This is a genomic window from Allostella sp., from assembly GCF_041913585.1.
In the GTDB taxonomy this organism is placed as follows: domain Bacteria; phylum Pseudomonadota; class Alphaproteobacteria; order ATCC43930; family Allostellaceae; genus Allostella.
Map to the genome: position 1 here is coordinate 1 of NZ_JAYSFE010000023.1, position 20,979 is coordinate 20,979.

Genomic DNA, 20,979 nt, shown 5'->3' on the forward strand with positions numbered 1-20,979 from the left:
CGGCTCCTACATCCTGGCGGTCGCCGCCTACAATGCCGGCCCGGGCCGCTCGCGCCAGTGGGTCCAGGACTACGGCGACCCGCGGACCGGCCCGCGCGACCCGATCGACTGGGTCGAGATGATCCCCTTCAACGAGACCCGCAACTACGTCCAGCGCGTCATGGAGAACGTCCAGGTCTATCGCTGGCGTCTGGCCGGCGCCGGCACGCCGGTCGCGCTCTCCGCGGACCTCCGGCGATGAGCGCGGCGGCGCTCCAGGCGACGCGGGTCTGCGTCTTCGACGCCTACGGCACCCTCTTCGACGTCGCCGCCGCGGCGCGGCGCTGGAAGGACCTGCTGGGCGAGCGCAGCCACCAGCTCAGCGAACTGTGGCGGCGCAAGCAGCTCGAATACACTTGGCTGCGCAGCCTGATGGGCCGCTACGAGGATTTCTGGCACGTCACCGGCGCCGCCCTCGACCACGCGATGGCGGCGCTCGCGATCGCCGATCCCGGCCTGCGGGCGCGGCTGATGGCGAGCTATCTCGAGCTCGACGCCTATGCCGACGCGCGGCCGCTGCTGACCCGCCTCAAGGCGGCGGGCCGGCCGACCGCAATCCTCTCCAACGGCAGCCCGTCGATGCTGGCGGCCGCGGTCTCGGCGGCGCGCATCGGGCGTCTGCTCGACGCGGTGCTGTCGGTCGACCCGGTCGCCACCTACAAGCCCCATCCCTCGGTCTATGCGCTCGCCTGCGAGCGCTTCGCCTGCACGCCGGCCGAGGTCTGCTTCGTCTCGGCCAACGGCTGGGACGTCGCCGGCGCCGCCTGCTTCGGCTTCCAGGCGGTCCATGTCGACCGCACCGGGCAGCCGCCGGAGGGCCTGCCCGGCCGGCCCGCCGGCACCGTCACCGCTCTCGACCAGCTGCCGCCCCTGCTGGCGCTCTGAGCGCCGCCCCCTTGCCACCGGAGTCTCCGATGACGATGCATGCCGCGCTCGCGACCGCGCCCATCATTCCGCCCGAGCGGCTGCCGCCGCTGGCGGCCGGTGCCCCCGACATCGGCGCGATCGACCAGGCGGCCGAGCGCATCCGCGGCGAGGCGGTGCTGACGCCGCTCCTCGAGGTTCCGGCGGCCAACGCCATCCTCGGCGGACGTCTGCTGATGAAGGCCGAGATGCTGCAGCGCACCGGCTCGTTCAAGTTCCGCGGCGCCTACAACAGCGTCGCCGCCCTGCCCCCCGAGGTGCGGGCCCGCGGCGTCGTCACCTATTCGTCCGGCAACCATGCCCAGGGGCTGGCCGCGGCCGCCCAGGCCGCGGGAATCCCGGCCCTCATCGTCATGCCGGCCGACGCGCCCGCGATCAAGGTCGAGAACACGCGCGGCTACGGCGCCGAGGTGGTGTTCTACGACCGCTACACCGAAAGCCGCGAGGAACTCGGCGAGCGGCTCGCGGCCGAGCGCGGCGCCACCATCATCCGGCCCTACGACGAGCCCAACGTCATCGCCGGCCAGGGCACCTGCGGGCTGGAGATCGCGATGCAGGCGGCGGCCAAGGGCGTCCGGCTCGACGCGGTGCTGGTGCCGGCCGGCGGCGGCGGCCTCGTCGCCGGCGTCTCGACGGCGATCGCCGCCCGCAGTCCGGGCACGCCCGTCTATTGCTGCGAACCGGCCGGCTTCGACGACACCACGCGCTCGCTGGCGGCGGCCGCCTGGGTCGAGAACGATCCGGCTGCCCGCTCCTTCTGCGACGCCCTGCTGGCGCCGACGCCGGGACGCATCACCTTCACCATCAACGCCAGGCGGCTGGCGGGCGGGCTCGTCGTCACCGACGACGAGGTCGCCGAGGCCATGCGCTTCGCCTTCCGCCACTTCAAGGTCGTGGTCGAGCCGGGCGGCGCGGTGGCGCTGGCCGCGGTGCTCGCCGGCCGCATCGCCATCGCCGGCCGCACCATCGCCGTCATCTGCTCGGGTGGCAATGTCGACCCCGCGCTCTATCGCGAGGTCCTGGCCGGCGGCTGAGCCGCCGGCGCCCGGCCGCCGTCAGCGGCGGCCGAGAAAGCGGGCCGGGTCGACGGCGGTGCCGTCGATCATCACCTCGTAGTGGACGTGCGGCCCGGTGCTGCGGCCGGTCGAGCCGAGCAGGCCGACGACGTCGCCGCGGGCCACCGTGTCGCCGACCGACACCTTGACGTCGGCCAGGTGCGCGTAGCGCGTGACGAGGCCGCCCGCGTGGCGCACGTCAACCGTGTTGCCGTAGGCCGCCTTGCGGCCGGCATGGACGACGGTGCCGGGGGCGGTCGCATGCAGGGGCGTCCGCATCGGCGCCGCCAGATCGACGCCCTCGTGCATCGCCGCGCGCTTGCGGAACGGGTCGGACCGGCGGCCGAAGCCGCTCTCGAAGGAATAGCTCGCCAGCGGTGCGCCGATCGGCATCACCCGCAGCACCCGCTCGATCCGCTCCAGCCGGTCGAGATGGCGCTCGAGCTGCGGGCCCGGCTTGCCGGCCGCGTCCGGCTCGCGGTCGCGGGCCAGCGGCACGAAGGGACCGCCGCGGCCGCCCTGGCGCGAGACCGGCAGGGGCGGCGGCACGACCGCCCCCTTGGCCGGGATCGGCTGCGACAGCCGGCTGACATTGATGCCGGTCGAGGACAGGAACTGCTCGATCTGTCCGAGCCGCTCGAGGGCCTGCGATTCGAGCCCGTCGGCCGAGGGAAGCGGATCCGCCACCCGTGCCGCCGCCTGCTCCAGCCGGTCGGACATCGCGTCGCGCTCGCCGACGGCGATGTCGCGGTCGAGCCGGAGCCGGGCCTCGGCATGGCGCAGCGCCTCCGCCTCGGCCGCGAGGCGGTCGCGGTCGGCGGCCAGGCCGCGGCCCTCGCCGCGGCTCGCTTCCAGGGCCGCCGTCGCCGCGTCGAGCCGGCTGCGCATCGCCGCCAGTTCCGCTGCCGTCGCTTCCGCGGCTGCGGCCTGGGTGCGGCGGACCTCCTGCCGGGCCTCGGCGAGCGATCCGAGCGCCGCGCCGAGCGCCGCCTTCAGCCGGCCGATATCCTCCTCGCGGGTCTCCAGTGCCTGCTTCATCGCCGCCTGGGAGGCGCCGATCCCACCGACCGCCGCCTCGGCCCGCGCCAGCAGGTCGCGCATCGCCGACAGTTCCCGGCGATGGGCCTCCTCCCGCCGGTCGCGCTCGCCTTCGGCCCGCTCCAGCCGCTCCTCGGTCTGGCGCAACCGATATTCCAGGGTCGCCACCTCGGCGGCGTGCGAGCGCGCCTGGATCGACAGCGCCGTCACCAGCCGGGTCGTCATCTCCTCCGCCAGGAGGCGCAGCAGGGTCTCGCGGTCCGGCACCGCCGGCGTCGCGGCGGCGGCCGCGCCGCCCGGCGCGTCCTGCGCCGGTGCCGGCGCCGCCCACAGCAGAAGCCCGGCGCACAGGCCGGCCGCCGCTCTGCGTCCCATCGTCAGTCCGGTCATCCCCGTCTCCGGTCCTGGCGATCCGCCCGCGACACGACGCCGTTTGCGCGTCGACGCATCGCGTCGGCGCGCCTCGCCCGGCAGGGCCGGGTCGCAACAGCGTCGGGTCGAGATGGATCAAGTGTCCCCGACGTTCCGGCGGTCCCTTGGATGGTGCACCCCGCTCCCCAGCGGGCACACCCGGACGCCGGAACGATCCACTCGTCGAGCGCCCGGCAGGACCGGGCCCTTCGTTCCCCGCGCGGGAGGGTATCGGCGGTGCCGGCCGGGAGCAAGCCGAAACGCCCGCCTTGTGGGTGAACGGCGGCACTGGCATGTTCCCCGGCGGCGATTTCCTGGCCGACGAATTTCGGAAAAGGGATGGAGACCATGCGCGTTCTGGCTGCGGCCGTTCTGGCCGGCGGACTGCTGCTGTCCCACGGGGCGGCGGCCGAGACCCGTCTGACCCTCAAGGCCGCCGCCAGCGGCTCGGCCTACTACGTGATGACGGTGCAGCTCGCCGAGACCATCCGCACCGAGACCAAGGGGTCCGTGCAGCCCACGGTCGAGGAGAGCCAGGGCTCGGTCCAGAACGTCAAGGAGGCGGCGCGCCGTCCGGGCGCCTATCTCTTCACCTCGCCGCCGGGCCTGGTGGCGGCGGCTCGCGGCGGCCGCAAGCCGTTCGAGGGCGAGAGCGGCTACGACGGTATCCGCGGCCTCTTCACCCTTCCCGCCATCACCATGCACTGGGTCGTGCGCGCCGATGCCGGCGTCTCCGGCTTCGCCGACCTTGCGGGCAAGCGCTTCGTCGCCGGCGGCCGCGGCACCTTCACCCAGCGGCAGAGCGACGCCGTCTTCAAGCTCCTCGGCATCGCCGACAAGGTGACGCTGGTCGACGTCGAGCTGAACGCCGCCGTCAACGCCATGCGCAACCGCCAGATCGACGGCTTCGCCACCGGCGGGTCCTTTCCCGCCCCCAATCTCCAGGAACTCGCCGTCTCGACGCCGATCCGCCTGCTCGGCCTCGAGGCGGCGCAGATCGAGAGCATCCGCAAGGACGACCCGAGCGCCACCCCGCTCACCATTCCGGCCGGGATCTACAAGGGCGTCGACACGCCGACCCGCACGATCGCGCTGCCGGTCGGCGCCTACGGCACGCTGAAGATGGACGAGGACACCGCCTACGCGATCGTCAAGGCGTTCTGGGCGCGCAAGGCCGAAATGGCGAAGCAGAACCCCTGGTGGGACGGGGTGACCCCCGACCAGATCGCGCTGCTCGGCACCGCGCTCCATCCGGGCGCCGTCCGCTACTACCGCGAGGCCGGCATCCCGGTTCCGGCCGCGCAGTAGCCCCGCCACGATGGAGCCCGTCCGCGAGGGCGGCGCATGGCGCGCCGCCATCCTCGCCTGTGCGCTCGCCTCGATCGGCTTTCATCTCTGGCTGGTGGTTTCGGGCCTGCTGCCGACCCTGGTGACCCGGCCGCTCCACCTCGCGCTCGCGCTGCCCTTCGTCTTCCTCTTCGCGCCCGGCGGCCGGGCAACCCGGGCGAGCGGCGCCGTCCTCTGCGCGCTCGGCCTCGCCGGGTGCCTGTGGATCGCCTGGGAGCGCGAGCGGCTGGTCGACCAGTACGGGGTCGTCGTCGGCGGCTTCCAGCACTGGCTCGCGGTACTGCTGATCCTGGTGGTGCTGGAGATGGCCCGCCGCTCGGTCAAGGCCGTCATGCCGACGGTGGCCGCGATCTGCCTCCTCTACGGCCTCTTCGGCCAGCACCTGCCGGGGGCCTTCGGCCATCCGGGCCTGCCGCTCGACAGTTTCCTCGGCACCTTGGTGGTCGCCGAGGGCGGGCTGTGGGGGCAGCTGACCGGGGTTTCCGTCGACCTCGTGGCGCCCTTCCTCATCCTCGGCGCGCTGGTGGCGGCGGGCGACGCCGGCACCGGCTTCATGAGCTTCGCCACCCGGGTGGCAGGCCGCTTCCGCGCCGGCTCGGCCAAGGTCGAGGTGGTGGCGTCGGCCCTCTACGGCACCATCTCGGGCTCGGCCTCGGCCAACGTCGTCACCACCGGGACGATGACGATCCCGGTGATGATCCGCGCCGGCTACCCGCGCCCCTTCGCCGCCGCGGTCGAAGCGGTGGCGTCGACCGGCGGCCAGATCATGCCGCCGGTGATGGGAGCCGGCGTCTTCCTGATGGCCGAGCTGATCCGCGTCCCCTATTCCGAGCTGATGGTGGCGGCGACGCTGCCGGCGCTGCTGTTCTTCGCCGCGGCCTGGATCGGCGTCGACCATTTCGCGGTCCGCCTCGGCCTGACCGGGCTGCCGGCCTCGGCGCTGCCGGCCTGGGGACTGGTCGCCCGCACCATGCCCTTCTTCCTGGTGCCGCTGCTGACGGTGATCGCCATCCTCGGCTTCACCGCCTACACGGCCCAGCTCGGGGCGGCGATCGCGGCGGCGGCGGCCGCCCTGCTGCTGCTGGTCAATGCCGCGGGCCGCGTCGATTTCGGGCGCTGGCTCCAGCGACTCGCCGGCGCCGCCGAGGACGGCGCCCGCCAGATCGCCCACATCGCCGCCGTCATCGTCTGCGCCGGGCTCATCGTCGGCGTGTTCAACATGACCGGGCTCGGGGTCAAGATCACCTCGGCCATCCTCGACCTGTCGGGCGACCGGCTGTGGCTGGCGCTGGTCCTGACGGCCTGCGCCTGCCTCGTGCTCGGCATGGAGCTGCCGACGACCGCGGCCTACGTCATCTGCGTGGCGGTCGCCGGACCGGCGCTCGGCAAGCTCGGGCTGCCGCCGCTCCAGACCCATCTCTTCGTCTTCTGGTATGCGCTCCTCTGCACGATCACGCCGCCCGTCTGCGGCACCGTCTTCATCGCCGCCGGCATCGCCCAGACGCCATGGCTGCCGGTGGCATGGTGGGCGATGCGGCTCGGCCTCGGCCTCTTCGTCGTGCCGCTCGCCTTCATCCAGCACCCTTCGCTGCTGATGCTGGCCGGCACGCCCGTCGCCGCGCTGGCGGCGACGGTCAAGGTCGGGGCCGGCCTGTGGCTGCTGAGCTTCGCCATCATCCGAAGCGACCGGTCGGCGGTCCGGCGCGCCGCCGCGCTGCCGGCCGGACTGGCCGCCATCTTCCTGGCGGGCTTCTAGGGAGGGGGGCTAGGCCAGGGCGAGCAGCGCCTCGGCGACCGCGGGCAGGCCGTCGGCGGCGGCCAGGAGCACCGGGTCGGTGCCGGCGTCGAGGACCATGGCGCCCTGCTCGGTCGGCGCCAGCACCATGCTGCCGACGGCGATCCCCGCTTCGGCGAAGAGCACCGCCAGCCGCCGCGCGTCCGGCGCTCCCGGCCGCGCCAGCAGGGTGCGTGCCGCCGCGTCGGCGAAGACCCGGCCGCCGACCGTGCGGACATGGCCGAGGCGCGGGCGATCCGCCTGCAGTCCCGGTGCCTCGCGGATCAGGATCGCCGGCCGGTAGAGCGCGGCGGCGTCGAGCCGGCGGATCGCCGCCAGCAGCGCCCCGGCGTCGGGCAGCAGCTCCGGCGGCCCGACCTGCGGCACCAGCTCGTCGTGCAGGAAGACCGGCCAGCGCAGCGGCCGCCGCCGATCCTCCAGCCGCAGGGTGTCGCCGGCATTGACGCCGGCGTCGTGGAGCAGCCGGAACAGTTCGAAGCGGTGCAACGTGCGCGTCGGGTGGTTGTGGCAGGCGATGCCCGGTCGCCGGCCGAGGCGGGCGCGGAACTCCATCACCGCGAAGGCCGAATCGTCGTCGAGGCGATCGAGGCCGAGGAAGACCCAGGCCCCCGGACCGAGCTCTTCGTCGCCGAGCGCGATCGCGCGTCCGTAGTCGAGCGCGGCGATCTGCTGCCGCCGTTCGGGCCGACCGCCGGCCAGCGCGTCGGCGAGGTGCGCCGCCGTCGCCGCCCGGCTCAGCAGATGCAGCAACCGGCCCCCTCAGCAGCCGCCGCCGTGCAGCGGCTCCAGTTCCTTCAGGCGGGCCCGGACGGTGAAGTCGCCATAGTCGATCAGCATGTCCGACGACACGCCGTTGTCGAGCAGCACCAATCCGATTTCGTAGTCGGGCAGCGGCGTCTTGCCGGCGGCGGGAAAGAACGCGAGCCGCACCTTCCATCCCGGCCGATCGGTCAGGGCCTTGCCCTTGCCGCCCTCGCCGCCGGCCGGAGTCGGCCGCGCGACGAAGGCGGTGACGTCGACCGGCGCCTCGACCTCCGAACCGTCGAAGACCCGGCGCAGGAAGAAATGCTCCTTCGCCTCGGCCCGGCGGATCACCTCGATCGTGTGCGCCGAGGGAAATATGGTGCCGCGCGGCAGGTCGACCCGGGTCTCCTCCGGACGGGTGAACAGAGCACGGCCCGGGCGGCCCGGGCCGTCGAGCCGCGCCGAGCCCCGGAGTTCCTCCTCCGGCTCCTCGCCGCGCTGCTTGCGCAGCGCGAAGCGGTAGCGCAACCCGTCCTTGGACTCCCAGCTCGCCAGGCTGGAGACGATCTCGACATCGTCGTCCTGGGCCTGCGACAGCTTCATGCGGTAGCGCTGGTGGACGGTCCAGCCGTCGCAGGCGTCGCCCCACTCGAACAGCATGCGGCCGTGGACTCCGACGACGCCGCCGCTCGCCCGCGACGAGGCGAGCGTCAGGTCGTAGAGCGCCCGATGGGGTGCGATGGTGCCGGCAGCGGCGCCGACCGGCGGAGCGATCGCCAACAGGATGGCCACCACCGCTCCCGCGGCAACTCTCACCATGAACGCCCCCGCACTCCCGCGCCCGAATCGAGAAAACATGTGCCCGGACTATGACATCCGCGCCTTCCCCGAGATAGTATCGGGCTCCTCGTCGACCACCCCTCCCACGACATCGCAAGAGGCCCGTCGCATGTCGGCCACGCCGAACCGCCCGCGCATTCTCGTCACCCGCAAGCTCCCGGAGGCCGTGGAACGGCGGGCCGCCCGCGACTACGACGCCCGCCTCAGCCCGGACGACCAGGCGCTCGACCCGGCGGCCATGGGCGACGCGGCCGAGGGCTGCGACGGCGTGCTGGTCTGCGCCGCCGACAAGGTCGGCGCCGACGCCATCGACGGCATGCCCGACAGCGTCCGCATCATCGCCACCTTCTCGGTCGGCACCGACCATATCGACCTCGGCGCCGCCAAGCGCCGCGGCATCGTCGTCACCAACACGCCGGACGTGCTGACCGACGCCACCGCCGACGTCGCGCTGCTGCTGATGCTGGCCGCCGCCCGCCGCGCCGGCGAGGGCGAGCGCATGGTGCGCGCCCGCGCCTGGGGCGGCTGGGCGCCGACACAGCTGCTCGGCACCCACATGAGCGGCAAGACCGTCGGCATCGTCGGCATGGGCCGCATCGGCCAGGCGCTGGCCCGGCGCGCCCGCGGCTTCGACATGACCGTGCGCTACTACAACCGCAACCGGCTGCCCGCCGACCAGGAGCAGGGCGCCGTCTTCCACGGGACTGTCGAGGACCTGTTGCCGCACGCCCAGTTCCTGTCCCTCCATTGCCCGCTGACGCCGCAGACGCGGCATCTGCTGGACGCGCGGCGGATCGCCATGCTGCCCCGCGGCGCGATCCTGGTGAACACCGCCCGCGGCCCGGTGGTCGACGACCGCGCCGTCGTCGCCGCACTCAAGTCCGGGCAGCTGTCGGCGGCCGGGCTCGACGTCTATGACGGCGAGCCGCATGTCCACGAGGGCTATCTCGACCTCGAGAACGTCGTGCTGCTGCCCCATCTCGGCAGCGCCACCACCGAGACCCGCGAGGCCATGGGCTTCCGCGCCCTCGACAATCTCGACGCCTGGTTCGCCACCGGCCGGCCGGCCGACCGCGTCGTCTGACGGCGGCGGGCGGAGGTTCGCGGCGCGAAGCTAGAGATCGAGGCGGCGGCGGATTTCGGCGACCAGTTCCCCCGGCGGCCGGTCGATCGTTACCGTCACCGCATCGTCGGGCGGTTCCAGGATCGCGAGCTGGCTCGGCAGCAGGGTCGGCGGCATGTAGTGGTCCGTGCGCGCCGCCATGCGGGCGGCGATGAGGGCCGGGTCGCCGGTCAGGTGGACGAAGGCGACGCCGGGGCGACCCGCCGCCAGCACCCTGCGGTAGGCCGCCTTGAGCGCGGAGCAGGCGAGCACCGTCGGTCGGTCGCGCCCGAGCCATTCGCCGATACCGGCCGCCATCGCCGCCAGCCACGGCGCCCGGTCGGCATCGTCGAGCGGACGGCCGCTCGCCATCTTGGCGACGTTCGCCGGCGGGTGGAACGCATCGCCCTCCTCGAAGGCGCCGCCGAGTTCGGCGGCGAGCCGACGGCCGACCGTCGACTTGCCGACGCCGCACACGCCCATGAGGACGATGACGCGGGGCGGCGTCATCGGCCGTCCCACGCGGCATGGAAGCTGCCGGCGCGGTCGATCCGGGCGAAGCCGTGGGCCCCGAACCGATCGCGCTGGGCGGCGACGACGCGGGCGCCGAGTTCCGGCGCGCTGCGGCCCGCGGCGTGCTGGCAGGCGGCGGCGAAGGCCGGCAGCGGCAGGCCGCGCGCCGCGCCCGCCGCCAGCAGCCGGCGCCACGACGGCAGGGCCTCGGCAATCCGGCCGCGCACCCAGCCGCGGTCGAGGAAGGAATGGTCGCCCGGGTCGGCCCGCAGCACCGCGGCGATGCGGTCGAGGGCGGCCGACCGGATGATGCAGCCGGCCCGCCACAGTTCGGCGACGGCGGCCCGGTCGGTATCCCAGCCGTGTCGCGCGGCGCCCGCCGCGATCAGGTCGAGCCCCTCGCCGTAGGCCACGAGCGCGGCTGCGGCCAGCGCCCGGCGGATGTCGGCGCCCGACGCTTCCCCACCGCTCGGCGCCGGCGCCGGCGCCGGCCAGGCATGCTCCGCCCGGCCCGGGTCGCGCGCCGCCGACAGCGCCCGCGCCCACACCGCGGCGGCGACGGTGGGCAACGGGACGCCGAGGGCGAGCGCCGCCTCGACGGTCCAGACGCCGGTGCCCTTGTGGCCGGTGCGGTCGGCGACCCGGTCGAGCAGCATGCCGCCGCCGTCGGGATCCGGCGTCGCCAGGATGTCGGCGGTAATCTCCAGGAGGTACGAGGCGTCCTCGCCGGCGTTCCAGCCGCGCACGGTCGCCGCCGCCGCGGCGGGGTCCAGGCCAAGCCCGTGCCGCAGCAGCAGCGCCGCCTCGGCGATGAGCTGCATCTGGCCGTACTCGATGCCGTTGTGGGCCATCTTCACGAAATGTCCGGCGCCGGCGCCGCCGACATGGCCGCAGCAGGGCCGGCCGTCGAAGCGGGCGGCGATCGCCGTCAGCAGGGGCTCCAGCCGCGCCCAGGCGGCCGGCTCCCCGCCCGCCATGAGGGCCGGCCCGTGGCGCGCCCCCTCCTCGCCGCCGGAGACGCCGAGCCCGACATAGGCGATACCGGAGGCGCCCAGTTCCCCGGCGCGCCGGATCGTGTCGGCATAGTGCGAGTTGCCGCCGTCGACCAGGATGTCGCCGGGGGCCAGCAGCGGCCGCAGCCCGGCGATGGCGGCGTCGACCGCCGCGCCGGCCGGCACCAGCAGCAGCACCGCCCGCGGCGGCTTCAGTGCCCGCGCCAGCGCCTCGCCGGTCGCCGCCACCGCCAGCCCCTCGCCGGTCGCCCGCGCCCGCTGCCCCTCGTCGGCATCGAAGCCGACGACGGCGAAGCCGCGGTCCCGGATGTTGGCCGCGAGATTCCGTCCCATGACGCCGAGACCGACGACGCCGATGTCCGCCTGGCCCTGCATTCCCGCTTGCGCCCTCCCCACTTGCCCGCGGACCATAGCGCCCGCCGATCGGCCCGTGCTAGGGGCACGGGGGGAACTGTGAGGGAGAGCGGCCGCATGCGCTACTTCGAGGACTTCCACGCCGGCGACGTCTACGATCTCGGCAGCCGCGCCGTCACCCGGGAGGAGATCCTCGACTTCGCCCGCCAGTTCGATCCGCAGTATTTCCACGTCGACGAGGAGCGGGCGAAGGAGAGCATCTATGGCGGGCTGATCGCCAGCGGCTGGCACACCGCCGCCATGACCATGCGGCTCGCCTGCGATGCGATCGTGCTGCAGTCGGCCAGCATGGGCTCGCCCGGCCTCGACGAGTTGCGCTGGGTCCGCCCGGTGCGCCCCGGCGACACCCTGACCGCGCGCATGGAGATCCTGTCGGCCCGCGCCTCGCAGTCGAAGCCGGACCGCGGCATCGTGATTTCGCAGGTGATCGTCGCCAACCAGGACGGCGAGACGGTGCTGACCTGGAAGGCGATGGGCATGTACCGCCGCCGGCCGGCGTAGGTGGACGCAGGGCGCGGGGAGATGACCGGAGAGCCGCCCGACCCGTTCACGATTCCGCCGGTCCTCGTCCTCAGCACGGGGCGATGCGGCTCGACCATGATCTCCGACCTGCTGAACCGGCATCCGGCCGTGCTCAGCCTGTCCGAGTTCATGGTGCTGCTCGGCCAGGAGGCGTTCGCCCACCGCCGCCTGTCGGGCGCCCGGATGTGGCGCATCCTGAGCCGCCAGAGCCCGGCCCTCAGGGCGATGATCCGCGATGCCGGGGTGATGGAGGAGGTGCTCTACCCGCTCGGCACGCCCGGCGCCCGGTTCGGCGTGGAGGATCTGCCGCCGATCGCCATGACCGCCCTGCCGCACCTGACGGACCGGCACGACGCCCTCTTCGACGAGCTCGCGACCGTCGTCCCGGCCCAGCCGCGCCGCGACCTCGCCGAGCAGTACCGCTTCCTCTTCGCCCACCTCGGCCGCCGGTTCGGCCGGCGCGTCTGGGTCGAGCGCTCGGGCGGGTCGCTGATGTTCGCCCGCAAGCTGCTGCGGCTCTTCCCGGAGGCGCGCGTGATCCACGTCTTCCGCGACGGGCGGGACGTCGCCCCGTCGATGGCCGGGCATCCCAACTTCCGCGTCCTGGTCGGCGCCATCGCCGCCTATCGGCGCTTCGGCATCGATGCCTGCCGCAACTTCGAGCGCGACCGCGGGCGCCTCGCCAACGTCTGGCTGGAGCGCGCCCTCTTCCCGTTCCTCGATGCCAGAAAGCTGGCCGCACGGCCGACCCTGGCGGATTTCGGCGATTTCTGGAGCCGGCTCGTGCGGAGCGGCCAGGCCGCGCTTTCGGCCCTGCCGGAGGAGCGCGTCCTCGATCTCCGGTTCGAGGACGTGCAGGCGCGCCCGCGGGAGATGCTCGACCGGATGATCCGCTTCATCGATCCGTCGCTGGCCGACGCCGCCTGGCTCGACGCGGCGGCGGCGGTGCCGCGCCCGACGACGCGGCGGAAGTTCGCGGCGCTCCCGGCCGACGAGCAACGCGCCCTGACCGCGGCCTGCGCGCCCGGTCTGGCGGCGCTGGGCTACGCGATCTAGGTCCGGTGGAGGGCGAGCCGATGGCACCGACGGTTCTCGTCACCGGAGCATCGAGCGGCATCGGCGAGGCGGTCGCCCGCCGCTTCCTCGCTGCGGGCTGGAACGTCGCCGCCGGGATGCGGACCCCGGCGCGCAGCCCGCTCGACCCGGCGACACCGGGCCTCGCCGTGCTGGCGATGGACGTCACCGACGACGCATCGGTCGACGCCGCCGTGGCGGCGGCGGAGGCGCGCTTTGGCGCGATCGACGTGCTGGTCAACAATGCCGGCTACGCCCTGCTCGGGCCGCTGGAGGGGCTGACCCGGGCGCAGCTCCGCCGGCAGTTCGACACCAACCTGCTGGGCCTCGTCGCGGTCACCCAGAGCGTGCTGCCCGGAATGCGCGCCCGGGGATCGGGCGTGATCGTCAACATCGCCTCGATCGGCGGCCGCATGGCCTTCCCCTTCACGTCCGCCTACCACGCGACGAAGTTCGCCGTCGAAGGGCTGTCGGAATCGGTCCGCTTCGAGCTCGCGCCGCACGGCATCCGGGTCAAGGTCGTCGAGCCCGGCCCCATCCGCACCAACTTCCTCGGCGGCAGCGCGGACTGGGCGTCCCACGATGCCTACGCCGCCCGGCTGGCAGGCTTCCGGCGCATGTCGGAGGCCCTGAACGCGACCCTGCCGACGCCCGACCGGGTCGCCCGGACGGTCTTCCGGGCGGCCACGGACGGCTCGGGCCGCTTGCGCTATCCGTCGGCGCCCGGACCCTTCCCGCTGCTCCACCGGATCCTGCCGGACGCGATCTGGCGCCGGCTCATCGCCTTCGAACTGGCGCGCCGGTCGCGATGAGCGCCGGAACGGCCGATGCGGGCGGCGACCGTCCGCAGGATGCGCTCGCCCGCTTCCGCGCCATGGGCGACCCGCTGGCGGACGCGCTGGCGGCCGACCTGCGACCGCTCGGCCGCCACGGCGAAACGATGTTCGAGACGGCGCTCCGGGACGGCATCGGCGCGGTCGCAGACCCGCCGGACAGCCTGCGCGCCCTCTTCGCGACCGTCGACCACGTTCCCTACTGGGTCGACTGGCGGGTGATGAACCGCGCGTCGGCAGCGGTGCTGCGGGCCAACATCGTCGGCGCGGCGGTGCTCGGCTGCTATTCGGTGCCGCTCTTCTACCGGCTCGGGCGCGGCGCCAAGCCGCTCGCCATGACCGACGCGCTGGTCAGCGGCGCGGTCCGGCGCGGCCGCCGCACCGCGCGCTTCGTCATCGAGACCTGCTTCCCGTTCGGCCTGCAGCGCGACGCCGAGGGCTTCCGGCTGACGCTGCGCATCCGCCTGCTGCACGCACGCACCCGCCTCGCCATGCTGGCCGATCCCGGATGGGACGCCGCCGACGGCGTGCCGATGGCCCAGGCCTACATGGCGGCGATGAGCGCCTTCCTGTCGGCCCACTGGCTGCAGGGGCTGCGCCGGGTGGGCGTGCGCGTCCCGGCCGAGGATGCCGAGGCGGTGATGCAGCTCTGGCGCTACTCGTCCCATCTCATGGGCGTGCATCCCGAACTGCTCTTCGCCACCGAGCCGGAGGCGATGCGCTTCACCGACCGGCTGTTCGCGAGCGAGCCGCCGCCGGGCCCGGCCGCCCAGCGGCTGATGGCGGCGCTCTTCGATGCCGTGCCGGACGTGCTGGAGCAGCCGGGCTGGCGCGGCCGGGCGACGCAGCGGCTGTTCCAGGGCCTGGCCTACCGCCTGTTCGGCCCCGAGGCGGCCGCCGACCTCGGCGTGCCCCGCACCGCCTGGCGCCATGCGCCGGTCGTCGTCGCCCCCGCCATGGCCGGCCTCGGCCTGCTCCAGGTCCTGGCACCGCGGCTCGCCCGCGACGCCCGCCTGCGCGGCATGCGCCTGTGGCTCCAGGTCGCCGACTATTCGGACGTCGACGCCGCGGCGGCGGCCGGCTCCTGGTAGTTCAGTCGAGGAAGAAGTCCGGCAGGAAGTCCTTCGTGCCGGGGACGACGGCGTAGCGGTCGAGATCGGCGACGCCGGCCCGCCGCATCACGTCCTCGTCGATGAAGAAGTTGCCGGTCGTCTCGCGGGCCGGCCGGGTCAGGATCCAATGGGCGGCATCGGCCATGATGTCGGGCGTCCGGCAGCGGGCGACCGCCGCCTCGCCGCCCAGCAGGTTGCGGATGGCCGCCGTCGCGATGCCGGTCCGCGGCCACAGCGCGTTGACGGCGATGCCGTCCGCCCGGAACTCCTCCGCCATGCCGAGCACGCACATGCTCATGCCGTACTTCGCCATCGTGTAGGCGGCATGGCCGCGGAACCAGCGCGGGTTCAGGTTCAGGGGCGGCGACAGGGTCAGGATGTGCGGGTTCGGCGACCGCCTCAGCGCCGGGATGCAGGCTTGCGAGCAGAGGAAGGTGCCGCGCGCGTTGACCTGATGCATCAGGTCGAAGCGCTTCATCGGCGTCTCCAGCGTCCCCGTCAGGCTGATCGCGGAGGCATTGTTGACCAGGACGTCGATGCCGCCGAAGGCGGCCTCGGTGCGGGCGACGGCGTCCCGCACCTGGTCCTCGTCGCGGATGTCGCAGGCGAGCGCGACCGCCCTCCCGCCCGCCGCCGCGATCGCAGCCGCGGCGGTGTGGATCGTCCCCTCGAGCTTCGGGTGCGGGTCGACCGTCTTGGCGGCGATGGCGACGGCGGCGCCGTCGCTGGCCGCCCGGAGCGCGATGGCGAGGCCGATGCCGCGGCTGGCGCCGGTGATGAAGAGCGTGCGTCCGGCAAGCGACATCGTCCCCTCCCCATGGGCCTCGGTTCAGTCGATCGGGAAACCCGTCAGCAGGTCGAGCCGGCGGTTGCCGAGCCGCGCCTTCTGCTCCTTGATCTCGAGGCGCGAGATGGTGCGCAGATGCACCTCGTCCGGCCCGTCGACGATCTGCAGTGCCCGGCCCCAGCTCCAGATCATGGCGAGCGGCGTGTCGCCGGTGAGGCCGGCGGCGCCGAAGGCCTGGATGGCGCGGTTGGCGATGGCGGTCTGCATCCGCGGCACCACCACCTTGATGAGCGAGACGTCCTTGCGGGCGGCCTTGTTGCCGTGCTGGTCCATCAGCCAGGCGGTACGCAGCACGAGGAGGCGCGCCTGCTCGATCTCGCAGCGCGACAGCGCGATCCACTCCATCACCGTGCCGTGCTCGGCCAGCGTGCGGCCGAAGGTCCGGCGGTCCTGGGCGCGCTGCATCATCAGGTCGAGGGCCACCTCGCACTGGCCGATCGAGCGCATGCAGTGATGGATGCGGCCGGGGCCGAGCCGCGCCTGGGCGAGCTCGAAACCCTGCCCTTCGCCGCCCAGCAGATTCGCGACCGGCACCTTCACGTTCTCGAACAGGACCTCGCAATGGCCCTCGGGCGCTACGTGGTTCATCACCGTCGGATTGCGGACGACCGTGAGGCCGGGGGTGTCCATCGGCACCAGCACCATGCTCTGCCGGCGATGGACCTCGGCCTCGGGGTCGGTCAGGCCCATGACGATGCCGATCTTGCAGCGCGGGTCGGCGGCGTTGGTGATGAACCACTTGCGGCCGTTGATGACGTACTGGTCGCCGACCCGCTCGATGCGGGTCTGGATGTTGGTGGCGTCCGAGGAGGCGACGGCCGGCTCGGTCATGCAGAAGGCCGACCGGATCTTCCCTTCCAGCAGCGGCCGCAGCCATTCCTGGTACTGGCGCTCGTTGGCGAACATGTGCAGCAGCTCCATGTTGCCGGTGTCGGGCGCGTTGCAGTTGAAGACCTCCGACGACCACATCAGGTGGCCGAGGATCTCGGCCACCGGGGCGTAGTCGAGGTTGCTGAGGCGGGTGCCGGGCTCGTCGTCGCGGAGCCCCGGCAGGAACATGTTCCACAGGCCCTCGGCACGGGCCTTCGCCTTCAGGTCCTCGATGAAGGGCGGCGGGAAGATGCCGGCATGGACCGTCTCCTCCCACTCCCGGGCGCGCGGCACGATGTGCTCGTCCATGAAGCGGCGCACCCGCGCCTGCACGTCGAGCGACTTTTCGGAATAGGAGAAGTCCATCGGGGTTTCCTCGGGGGCGGCGGTTCTGGTTCGGGATCGGGTCAGTCGGCGCGCCGCGCGATGTCCCAGCCGATGTCGGCGATGACGGTGCCGAGGCCGCCGACCTCGAAGGCGTCGGCCGAGGCGGCATTGCCGGCCTTGGCGCGGGCGAGGATGCCCTCGAGGATGACGGCGAGGCGGAACAGCGCGAAGGCGAGATGGAAGGGCTCGAGCGTCACCGGCCGCCCGGCGAAGCCGGCATAGGCGGCGACGTACTCGTCCTGCGTCGGCACCCGCAGCGCCGCCAGGTCGAGGCCGGCCAGACCGCGGAAGACGCTGGGATCGGTGTGGTACTGGATGCAGTTGTAGGCGAGGTCGGCCAGCGGGTGGCCGAGGGTCGCCAGTTCCCAGTCGAGGATGCCGATCACCCGTGGTTCGGTCGGGTGGAACATCAGGTTGTCGATGCGGAAGTCGCCGTGGCAGATCGAGACCTCGTCGCCGGGCGGCACCCGGGGCGGCAGCCATTCCGCCAGCCGGTCGACGGCCGGGTTCTCGTGCGTCTTCGATTCCTGCCACTGCCGCGTCCAGCGGGCGATCTGGCGGCCGAAATAGTTGCCGGGCCGGCCGAAATCGCCGAGGCCGATCGCCTGCCAGTCGGCCTTGTGCAGCCGCGCCAGGGCGTCCGCCATGCCGAACCAGACGCCGCGCCGCTCCTCCGGCGGCAGCTCGGGGAGTGCCGGGTTCCAGAAGATCCGGCCCTCCAGCCGCTCCATGACATAGAAGGGCGTGCCGATGACCTCGCGGTCGGGGCAGAAATGCAGCGTCCGCGGCACCGGCACGTCGGTCGCCGCCAGCGCCGTCATCACCCGGTACTCGCGGTCGACGGCATGGGCCGACGGCAGGAGCTGCCCCGGCGGCTGCTTGCGCAGGATCATCTCCCGCCCGTCGGCGGCGAGGAGAAAGGTCGGGTTGGACTGGCCGCCGCGCAGCTGGCGGACGGCGAGCGGGCCGCGGAAGCCGAGCACGCCGCGCAGGTGGCGCTCCAGCGCCGCCTCGTCGAAGCGGTGGGCTTCCCGGGTGGGAATGGTGTCGGCTTGGGTCATGGCACGCGCCGGACACTCTAAGCCGGGCATCGCCGGACACAAGCCGGGCGATCCGCGACATCGTGCCCAAAACTTCGTCATGCCGCCGGCCGTGTGGAAGCGAATGCATCACCCACCGGCCGTCAGGCGGTCATCAGGGCCTGATGCGAACCCGATGCGACATGGCACACGCCTTGCGGTTATTCGTGGTGCGCAATCTCGCACCCGCCGCTGGGGAGGGAGCCGGTTGCCTCGCCACAGGACGCCCGGGGGCCTGCATGTCGTCGCGCATTCTCATTGCTCTTCCGGTCGCCGCGGCCCTGCTCGCGGCCCCGGCCCACGCCCAGGACAAGAAGGAGAAGCTGATCCCGGGGGACCTCACCGCCACGGTGACGCTCGGCAGCGACTACCTCTATCGCGGCATCTCGCAGACCGACGAGAACCCGACCATCCAGGGCGCGATCGACTACAGCCTGATGTTCAATGACAGCATCGGCATCTACGCCGGCGTCTGGGCCTCGAACCTGAACTTCCGGGACGGGAACGAGGCGACCATCGAGATGGACGTCTATGGCGGCGTCAAGGGAGAGGTCGCCGGCTTCACCTGGCAGGCCGGCATGATCGGCTATTTCTATCCCGGCGCGGCGAGCGCACTGAACTACGACTTCTACGAGTTCGCCGGCAAGATCGGCTACGACCTCGGCTTCGTCGCGCTCTCGGGTGGCGCCAACTACTCGCCCGAATTCTTCGGGAAGAGCGGCGACGCCTGGTACGTCTACGGCGACGCCAAGGTGCCGATCCCGGGCGCGCCCTTCGACCTCGCCCTCATCGGCCATCTCGGCCACCAGTGGATCGAGAAGAACGAACGCTACGGCGCGCCCGACTATCTCGAGTGGCAGGCCGGCGTGACGGCAACGATCGAGGGCTTCACCCTGTCGCTCGTCTATGCCGACACCGACATCGCCAAGGCCGACTGCGCCGGCGGCCGCACCATCTGCGGCGCGCGAGCCCTGTTCACCGTGTCCAGATCGTTCTGAGGATCGGTCCTGCTGGCGGTCCGGATCCGTAAACTCGCCCGCACCCGAGGGCACCGGAACCGGCCGCCTGCATCACGCAGTCGAAACGACACCACCCGTGATTTCTCAGCGTTTTCGCATCGCTAGTTAGCGCCGGCATCCTTCCGGCAGCAATCCCCGGGCCGCCCGGGGCGACGACAACCGTCAGCCGGAAAGAAACAGCGGTCGCGTGGATTTGGCGGCCAATCATTCCGTCGCGGCACTAGCCGTGTGTCTCAACCCGCATCACGATCGGCATGGCGCTTTCACATAGCGAGGTCTATTCTTCAAAAAAACAAGGGAGGAAGACCAAATGAAGAATATTGCGCTCCGCACTCTGAACGGCGGCACACGCTCGATCAGCGTCGACGATATTTCGGCACTTCAGTCCAGCATCGGTGGAGAAATCCTCGAACGCGGCGCTCCCGGCTACGATGAAGCGCGCAGCATCTGGAACGCCATGATCGACAAGCGCCCGGGTGTCATCCTGCGTTGCCGCGGAACTTCCGATGTCGTGCAGGCCGTGCGTTTCGCGCGCAAGAACGATCTGCTCGTCGCCGTGCGTGCAGGCGGCCACAACATCGCGGGCAAAGCGGTGTGCGATGACGGCCTGCTGATCGATCTGTCGCAGATGAGTTCGGTGCGGGTGGATCGCGCGGCCAGGAAGGCGTGGGTGGAAGCCGGCGCCACGCTTGCCGATTTCGACCGCGAGACGCAGATGTTCGGATTGACCACGCCGGTCGGCATCAATTCGACGACCGGGATGGCGGGCCTCACGCTCGGCGGAGGGTTCGGCTGGACGACGCGCAAGTTCGGACTGACCATCGACAATCTTGCGGCCGCCGACGTCGTGACCGCCGAGGGGCAGGTCGTGCGTACCAGCGCCTCGGAGAACCCCGATCTTTTCTGGGCAATCCGTGGCGGCGGAGGAAATTTCGGCGTCGTCACCGGCTTCGAGTTCAAGCTGCATCCGCATGGCCCCGAGGTGATGTCGGGTCTGGTCGTCCACCCCTTCGCCGACGCGCCGAAGGTCTTGCGCGAATACCGCGCGTTCGTCGCGCAGGCGTCGGACGAGTTGACGGCATGGGTGGTCATGCGCAAGGCGCCGCCCCTGCCGTTCCTGCCGGAAGCCTGGCATGGCAAGGAAGTCGTCGTGCTCGCCGCCTGCTATGCCGGTGATATGGCAGCAGGCGAAAGGGCTCTGGCCCCGTTGCGCAAGATCGGCAGCCCGATCGCCGACGTCATTGGGCCGCACTCGTTCGCAGGATGGCAGCAGGCGTTCGATCCGCTGCTCACGAAAGGCGCGCGCAACTACTGGAAATCGCATGATTTCGCCGAAGTCTCGGACGACCTTCTGGCGGTGCTGATCGACTTCTCGGGCCGCCTGCCGGGACCGGAATGCGAGATCTTCATCGCGCATCTGGGTGGCGCGATGGCGCGAGTTGCGCCCGACGCCACCGCCTACGGTGGCCGGGGGGCAGAATTCGTGATGAACGTCCACACGCGCTGGCGGGAGGCCGGCGACGATGCCCGATGCATCGGCTGGGCTCGGGATTTCCACGCTGCCACCAAGCCGCACGCGCTGGGCACCGCCTATGTCAACTTCCTGTCCGAGGAGGAGGGCGAGCCGCTGGAAAGCACGTACGGAGCAAACTACGCCAGGCTGGGCTCGGTCAAAGCCAAGTACGACCCGGGCAACATGTTCCGTGTGAACCAGAATATCCGGCCGACAGCATAGGGATATGGCGAGTTCGGCCGGGCGGGCGATTGCGCCGTCCGGCCGACTTCGGATGACTCGCTCGACCGCGGTTGTCGACACTATGGAACTGCCTCCGTCTGCAGACGCGGCGGTTCGGTCGGGTCAGGTGCGCCTTGCGAGGATCGAGCCGGTGGCGTTCGCGGCTTCGGAGCGCCGGAGGACCCTGCCGGTCGATACGTCGACACTTGCCCGAGGCTCGGACGTAGGCGCCGACGGCAGGCTGACAGCGGCCCTCAAACTTTCCG

Annotated in this window: 19 protein-coding genes and 1 pseudogene; 12 read left to right on the top strand and 8 right to left on the bottom strand. The window is 72.3% G+C overall.

The features are described 5' to 3' along the window. The 3 genes and pseudogenes from ACE3Q3_RS06560 to ACE3Q3_RS06570 form a co-directional block, all read left to right on the top strand. A pseudogene (locus ACE3Q3_RS06560) lies at positions 1-241 on the top strand (lytic transglycosylase domain-containing protein); the annotation flags it as partial. Beyond that, positions 238-924 (top strand): haloacid dehalogenase type II, encoded by a 687-nt coding sequence (locus tag ACE3Q3_RS06565; protein WP_374443724.1) that lies wholly within the window; start codon positions 238-240, stop codon positions 922-924. The pseudogene ACE3Q3_RS06560 and the gene ACE3Q3_RS06565, both read left to right, overlap by 4 nt. A gap of 29 nt (positions 925-953) precedes the next feature. Beyond that, entirely contained in the window at positions 954-1,997 is a 1,044-nt protein-coding gene (locus ACE3Q3_RS06570) for a threonine/serine dehydratase (RefSeq protein ID WP_374443726.1), read from the top strand. 21 nt (positions 1,998-2,018) lie between these two features. Here ACE3Q3_RS06570 and ACE3Q3_RS06575 read toward each other — a convergent pair whose 3' ends face one another. After that, entirely contained in the window at positions 2,019-3,446 is a 1,428-nt protein-coding gene (locus ACE3Q3_RS06575; protein WP_374443728.1) for a peptidoglycan DD-metalloendopeptidase family protein, read from the bottom strand. A gap of 369 nt (positions 3,447-3,815) precedes the next feature. Between ACE3Q3_RS06575 and ACE3Q3_RS06580 the strand changes: the two genes are divergently transcribed. Together ACE3Q3_RS06580 and ACE3Q3_RS06585 are read left to right on the top strand one after the other, a co-directional pair. Beyond that, entirely contained in the window at positions 3,816-4,775 is a 960-nt protein-coding gene (locus tag ACE3Q3_RS06580) for a TAXI family TRAP transporter solute-binding subunit (RefSeq protein WP_374443730.1), read from the top strand. 10 nt (positions 4,776-4,785) lie between these two features. Then, the gene (locus tag ACE3Q3_RS06585; protein ID WP_374443732.1) at positions 4,786-6,570 is read left to right on the top strand and encodes a TRAP transporter permease; all 1,785 of its coding nucleotides are present in this window, start codon (positions 4,786-4,788) and stop codon (positions 6,568-6,570) included. Between the two features lie 9 nt (positions 6,571-6,579). On the opposite strand, the gene ACE3Q3_RS06590 is transcribed toward ACE3Q3_RS06585, so the two are convergent. Both ACE3Q3_RS06590 and ACE3Q3_RS06595 read right to left on the bottom strand, forming a co-directional pair. Continuing rightward, a complete protein-coding gene (locus tag ACE3Q3_RS06590) occupies positions 6,580-7,359 on the bottom strand; it encodes a hypothetical protein (RefSeq protein ID WP_374443733.1) in 780 nt (259 codons plus the stop codon). Between the two features lie 9 nt (positions 7,360-7,368). Next, a complete protein-coding gene (locus ACE3Q3_RS06595; protein ID WP_374443735.1) occupies positions 7,369-8,172 on the bottom strand; it encodes a cell envelope integrity EipB family protein in 804 nt (267 codons plus the stop codon). Between the two features lie 130 nt (positions 8,173-8,302). Here ACE3Q3_RS06595 and ACE3Q3_RS06600 point away from each other — a divergent pair, with 130 nt between their 5' ends. After that, entirely contained in the window at positions 8,303-9,277 is a 975-nt protein-coding gene (locus ACE3Q3_RS06600) for a 2-hydroxyacid dehydrogenase (protein ID WP_374443737.1), read from the top strand. A gap of 30 nt (positions 9,278-9,307) precedes the next feature. Here the strand turns inward: ACE3Q3_RS06600 and ACE3Q3_RS06605 are convergent, their stop codons facing one another. Then, positions 9,308-9,805 carry a gluconokinase gene (locus ACE3Q3_RS06605; RefSeq protein WP_374443740.1) on the bottom strand — a complete coding sequence of 166 codons (498 nt, stop codon included), beginning with the start codon at positions 9,803-9,805 and terminating at the stop codon, positions 9,308-9,310. Beyond that, on the bottom strand, positions 9,802-11,196 hold the full coding sequence (gene gndA, locus ACE3Q3_RS06610; protein ID WP_374443742.1) for an NADP-dependent phosphogluconate dehydrogenase: 1,395 nt from the start codon (positions 11,194-11,196) through the stop codon (positions 9,802-9,804). The genes ACE3Q3_RS06605 and gndA overlap by 4 nt, the downstream gene beginning before the upstream one ends. Positions 11,197-11,292: 96 nt before the next feature. On the opposite strand from gndA, the gene ACE3Q3_RS06615 reads away from it, so the two are divergent. The 4 genes from ACE3Q3_RS06615 to ACE3Q3_RS06630 are packed head-to-tail and all read left to right on the top strand — an operon-like array spanning position 11,293 to position 14,755. Next, positions 11,293-11,736, top strand: coding sequence for a MaoC family dehydratase (locus ACE3Q3_RS06615; RefSeq protein ID WP_374443744.1), 444 nt, complete (start codon positions 11,293-11,295; stop codon positions 11,734-11,736). A gap of 21 nt (positions 11,737-11,757) precedes the next feature. Further along, positions 11,758-12,813 (top strand): sulfotransferase, encoded by a 1,056-nt coding sequence (locus ACE3Q3_RS06620; protein ID WP_374443746.1) that lies wholly within the window; start codon positions 11,758-11,760, stop codon positions 12,811-12,813. A 20-nt stretch (positions 12,814-12,833) separates the two neighbouring features. Continuing rightward, positions 12,834-13,643, top strand: a complete 810-nt coding sequence (locus ACE3Q3_RS06625) for an SDR family oxidoreductase (RefSeq protein WP_374443748.1) — start codon at positions 12,834-12,836, stop codon at positions 13,641-13,643. Then, positions 13,640-14,755 carry an oxygenase MpaB family protein gene (locus ACE3Q3_RS06630; protein WP_374443750.1) on the top strand — a complete coding sequence of 372 codons (1,116 nt, stop codon included), beginning with the start codon at positions 13,640-13,642 and terminating at the stop codon, positions 14,753-14,755. The genes ACE3Q3_RS06625 and ACE3Q3_RS06630 overlap by 4 nt, the downstream gene beginning before the upstream one ends. A gap of 1 nt (position 14,756) precedes the next feature. On the opposite strand, the gene ACE3Q3_RS06635 is transcribed toward ACE3Q3_RS06630, so the two are convergent. From ACE3Q3_RS06635 to ACE3Q3_RS06645, 3 genes are read right to left on the bottom strand one after another with little or no spacing between them, the layout of a single operon-like run. Further along, complete coding sequence (locus ACE3Q3_RS06635) at positions 14,757-15,581, bottom strand: SDR family oxidoreductase (RefSeq protein ID WP_374443752.1); 825 nt, start codon at positions 15,579-15,581, stop codon at positions 14,757-14,759. A gap of 24 nt (positions 15,582-15,605) precedes the next feature. Next, positions 15,606-16,859, bottom strand: coding sequence for an acyl-CoA dehydrogenase family protein (locus ACE3Q3_RS06640; protein WP_374443754.1), 1,254 nt, complete (start codon positions 16,857-16,859; stop codon positions 15,606-15,608). A 41-nt stretch (positions 16,860-16,900) separates the two neighbouring features. Further along, positions 16,901-17,941, bottom strand: coding sequence for a phosphotransferase (locus ACE3Q3_RS06645; protein WP_374443757.1), 1,041 nt, complete (start codon positions 17,939-17,941; stop codon positions 16,901-16,903). A gap of 257 nt (positions 17,942-18,198) precedes the next feature. Here ACE3Q3_RS06645 and ACE3Q3_RS06650 point away from each other — a divergent pair, with 257 nt between their 5' ends. Further along, positions 18,199-18,957, top strand: a complete 759-nt coding sequence (locus tag ACE3Q3_RS06650; RefSeq protein WP_374443759.1) for a TorF family putative porin — start codon at positions 18,199-18,201, stop codon at positions 18,955-18,957. Between the two features lie 331 nt (positions 18,958-19,288). Further along, positions 19,289-20,713 (top strand): FAD-binding oxidoreductase, encoded by a 1,425-nt coding sequence (locus ACE3Q3_RS06655; RefSeq protein WP_374443762.1) that lies wholly within the window; start codon positions 19,289-19,291, stop codon positions 20,711-20,713. Positions 20,714-20,979 lie beyond the last annotated feature (266 nt).

What these genes read in the sequence shown, in the direction of transcription:
- ACE3Q3_RS06595 (WP_374443735.1), bottom strand. Translation starts at nt 8,172, where the DNA reads ATGGTGAGAGTTGCCGCGGGAGCGGTGGTGGCCATCCTGTTGGCGATC.
- ACE3Q3_RS06625 (WP_374443748.1), top strand. Translation starts at nt 12,834, where the DNA reads ATGGCACCGACGGTTCTCGTCACCGGAGCATCGAGCGGCATCGGCGAG.
- ACE3Q3_RS06655 (WP_374443762.1), top strand. Translation starts at nt 19,289, where the DNA reads ATGAAGAATATTGCGCTCCGCACTCTGAACGGCGGCACACGCTCGATC.
- ACE3Q3_RS06605 (WP_374443740.1), bottom strand. Translation starts at nt 9,805, where the DNA reads ATGACGCCGCCCCGCGTCATCGTCCTCATGGGCGTGTGCGGCGTCGGC.
- ACE3Q3_RS06575 (WP_374443728.1), bottom strand. Translation starts at nt 3,446, where the DNA reads ATGACCGGACTGACGATGGGACGCAGAGCGGCGGCCGGCCTGTGCGCC.
- ACE3Q3_RS06585 (WP_374443732.1), top strand. Translation starts at nt 4,786, where the DNA reads ATGGAGCCCGTCCGCGAGGGCGGCGCATGGCGCGCCGCCATCCTCGCC.
- ACE3Q3_RS06580 (WP_374443730.1), top strand. Translation starts at nt 3,816, where the DNA reads ATGCGCGTTCTGGCTGCGGCCGTTCTGGCCGGCGGACTGCTGCTGTCC.
- ACE3Q3_RS06615 (WP_374443744.1), top strand. Translation starts at nt 11,293, where the DNA reads ATGCGCTACTTCGAGGACTTCCACGCCGGCGACGTCTACGATCTCGGC.
- ACE3Q3_RS06650 (WP_374443759.1), top strand. Translation starts at nt 18,199, where the DNA reads ATGTCGTCGCGCATTCTCATTGCTCTTCCGGTCGCCGCGGCCCTGCTC.
- ACE3Q3_RS06630 (WP_374443750.1), top strand. Translation starts at nt 13,640, where the DNA reads ATGAGCGCCGGAACGGCCGATGCGGGCGGCGACCGTCCGCAGGATGCG.
- ACE3Q3_RS06570 (WP_374443726.1), top strand. Translation starts at nt 954, where the DNA reads ATGACGATGCATGCCGCGCTCGCGACCGCGCCCATCATTCCGCCCGAG.
- ACE3Q3_RS06640 (WP_374443754.1), bottom strand. Translation starts at nt 16,859, where the DNA reads ATGGACTTCTCCTATTCCGAAAAGTCGCTCGACGTGCAGGCGCGGGTG.
- ACE3Q3_RS06635 (WP_374443752.1), bottom strand. Translation starts at nt 15,581, where the DNA reads ATGTCGCTTGCCGGACGCACGCTCTTCATCACCGGCGCCAGCCGCGGC.
- ACE3Q3_RS06565 (WP_374443724.1), top strand. Translation starts at nt 238, where the DNA reads ATGAGCGCGGCGGCGCTCCAGGCGACGCGGGTCTGCGTCTTCGACGCC.
- ACE3Q3_RS06600 (WP_374443737.1), top strand. Translation starts at nt 8,303, where the DNA reads ATGTCGGCCACGCCGAACCGCCCGCGCATTCTCGTCACCCGCAAGCTC.
- gndA (WP_374443742.1), bottom strand. Translation starts at nt 11,196, where the DNA reads ATGCAGGGCCAGGCGGACATCGGCGTCGTCGGTCTCGGCGTCATGGGA.
- ACE3Q3_RS06620 (WP_374443746.1), top strand. Translation starts at nt 11,758, where the DNA reads ATGACCGGAGAGCCGCCCGACCCGTTCACGATTCCGCCGGTCCTCGTC.
- ACE3Q3_RS06645 (WP_374443757.1), bottom strand. Translation starts at nt 17,941, where the DNA reads ATGACCCAAGCCGACACCATTCCCACCCGGGAAGCCCACCGCTTCGAC.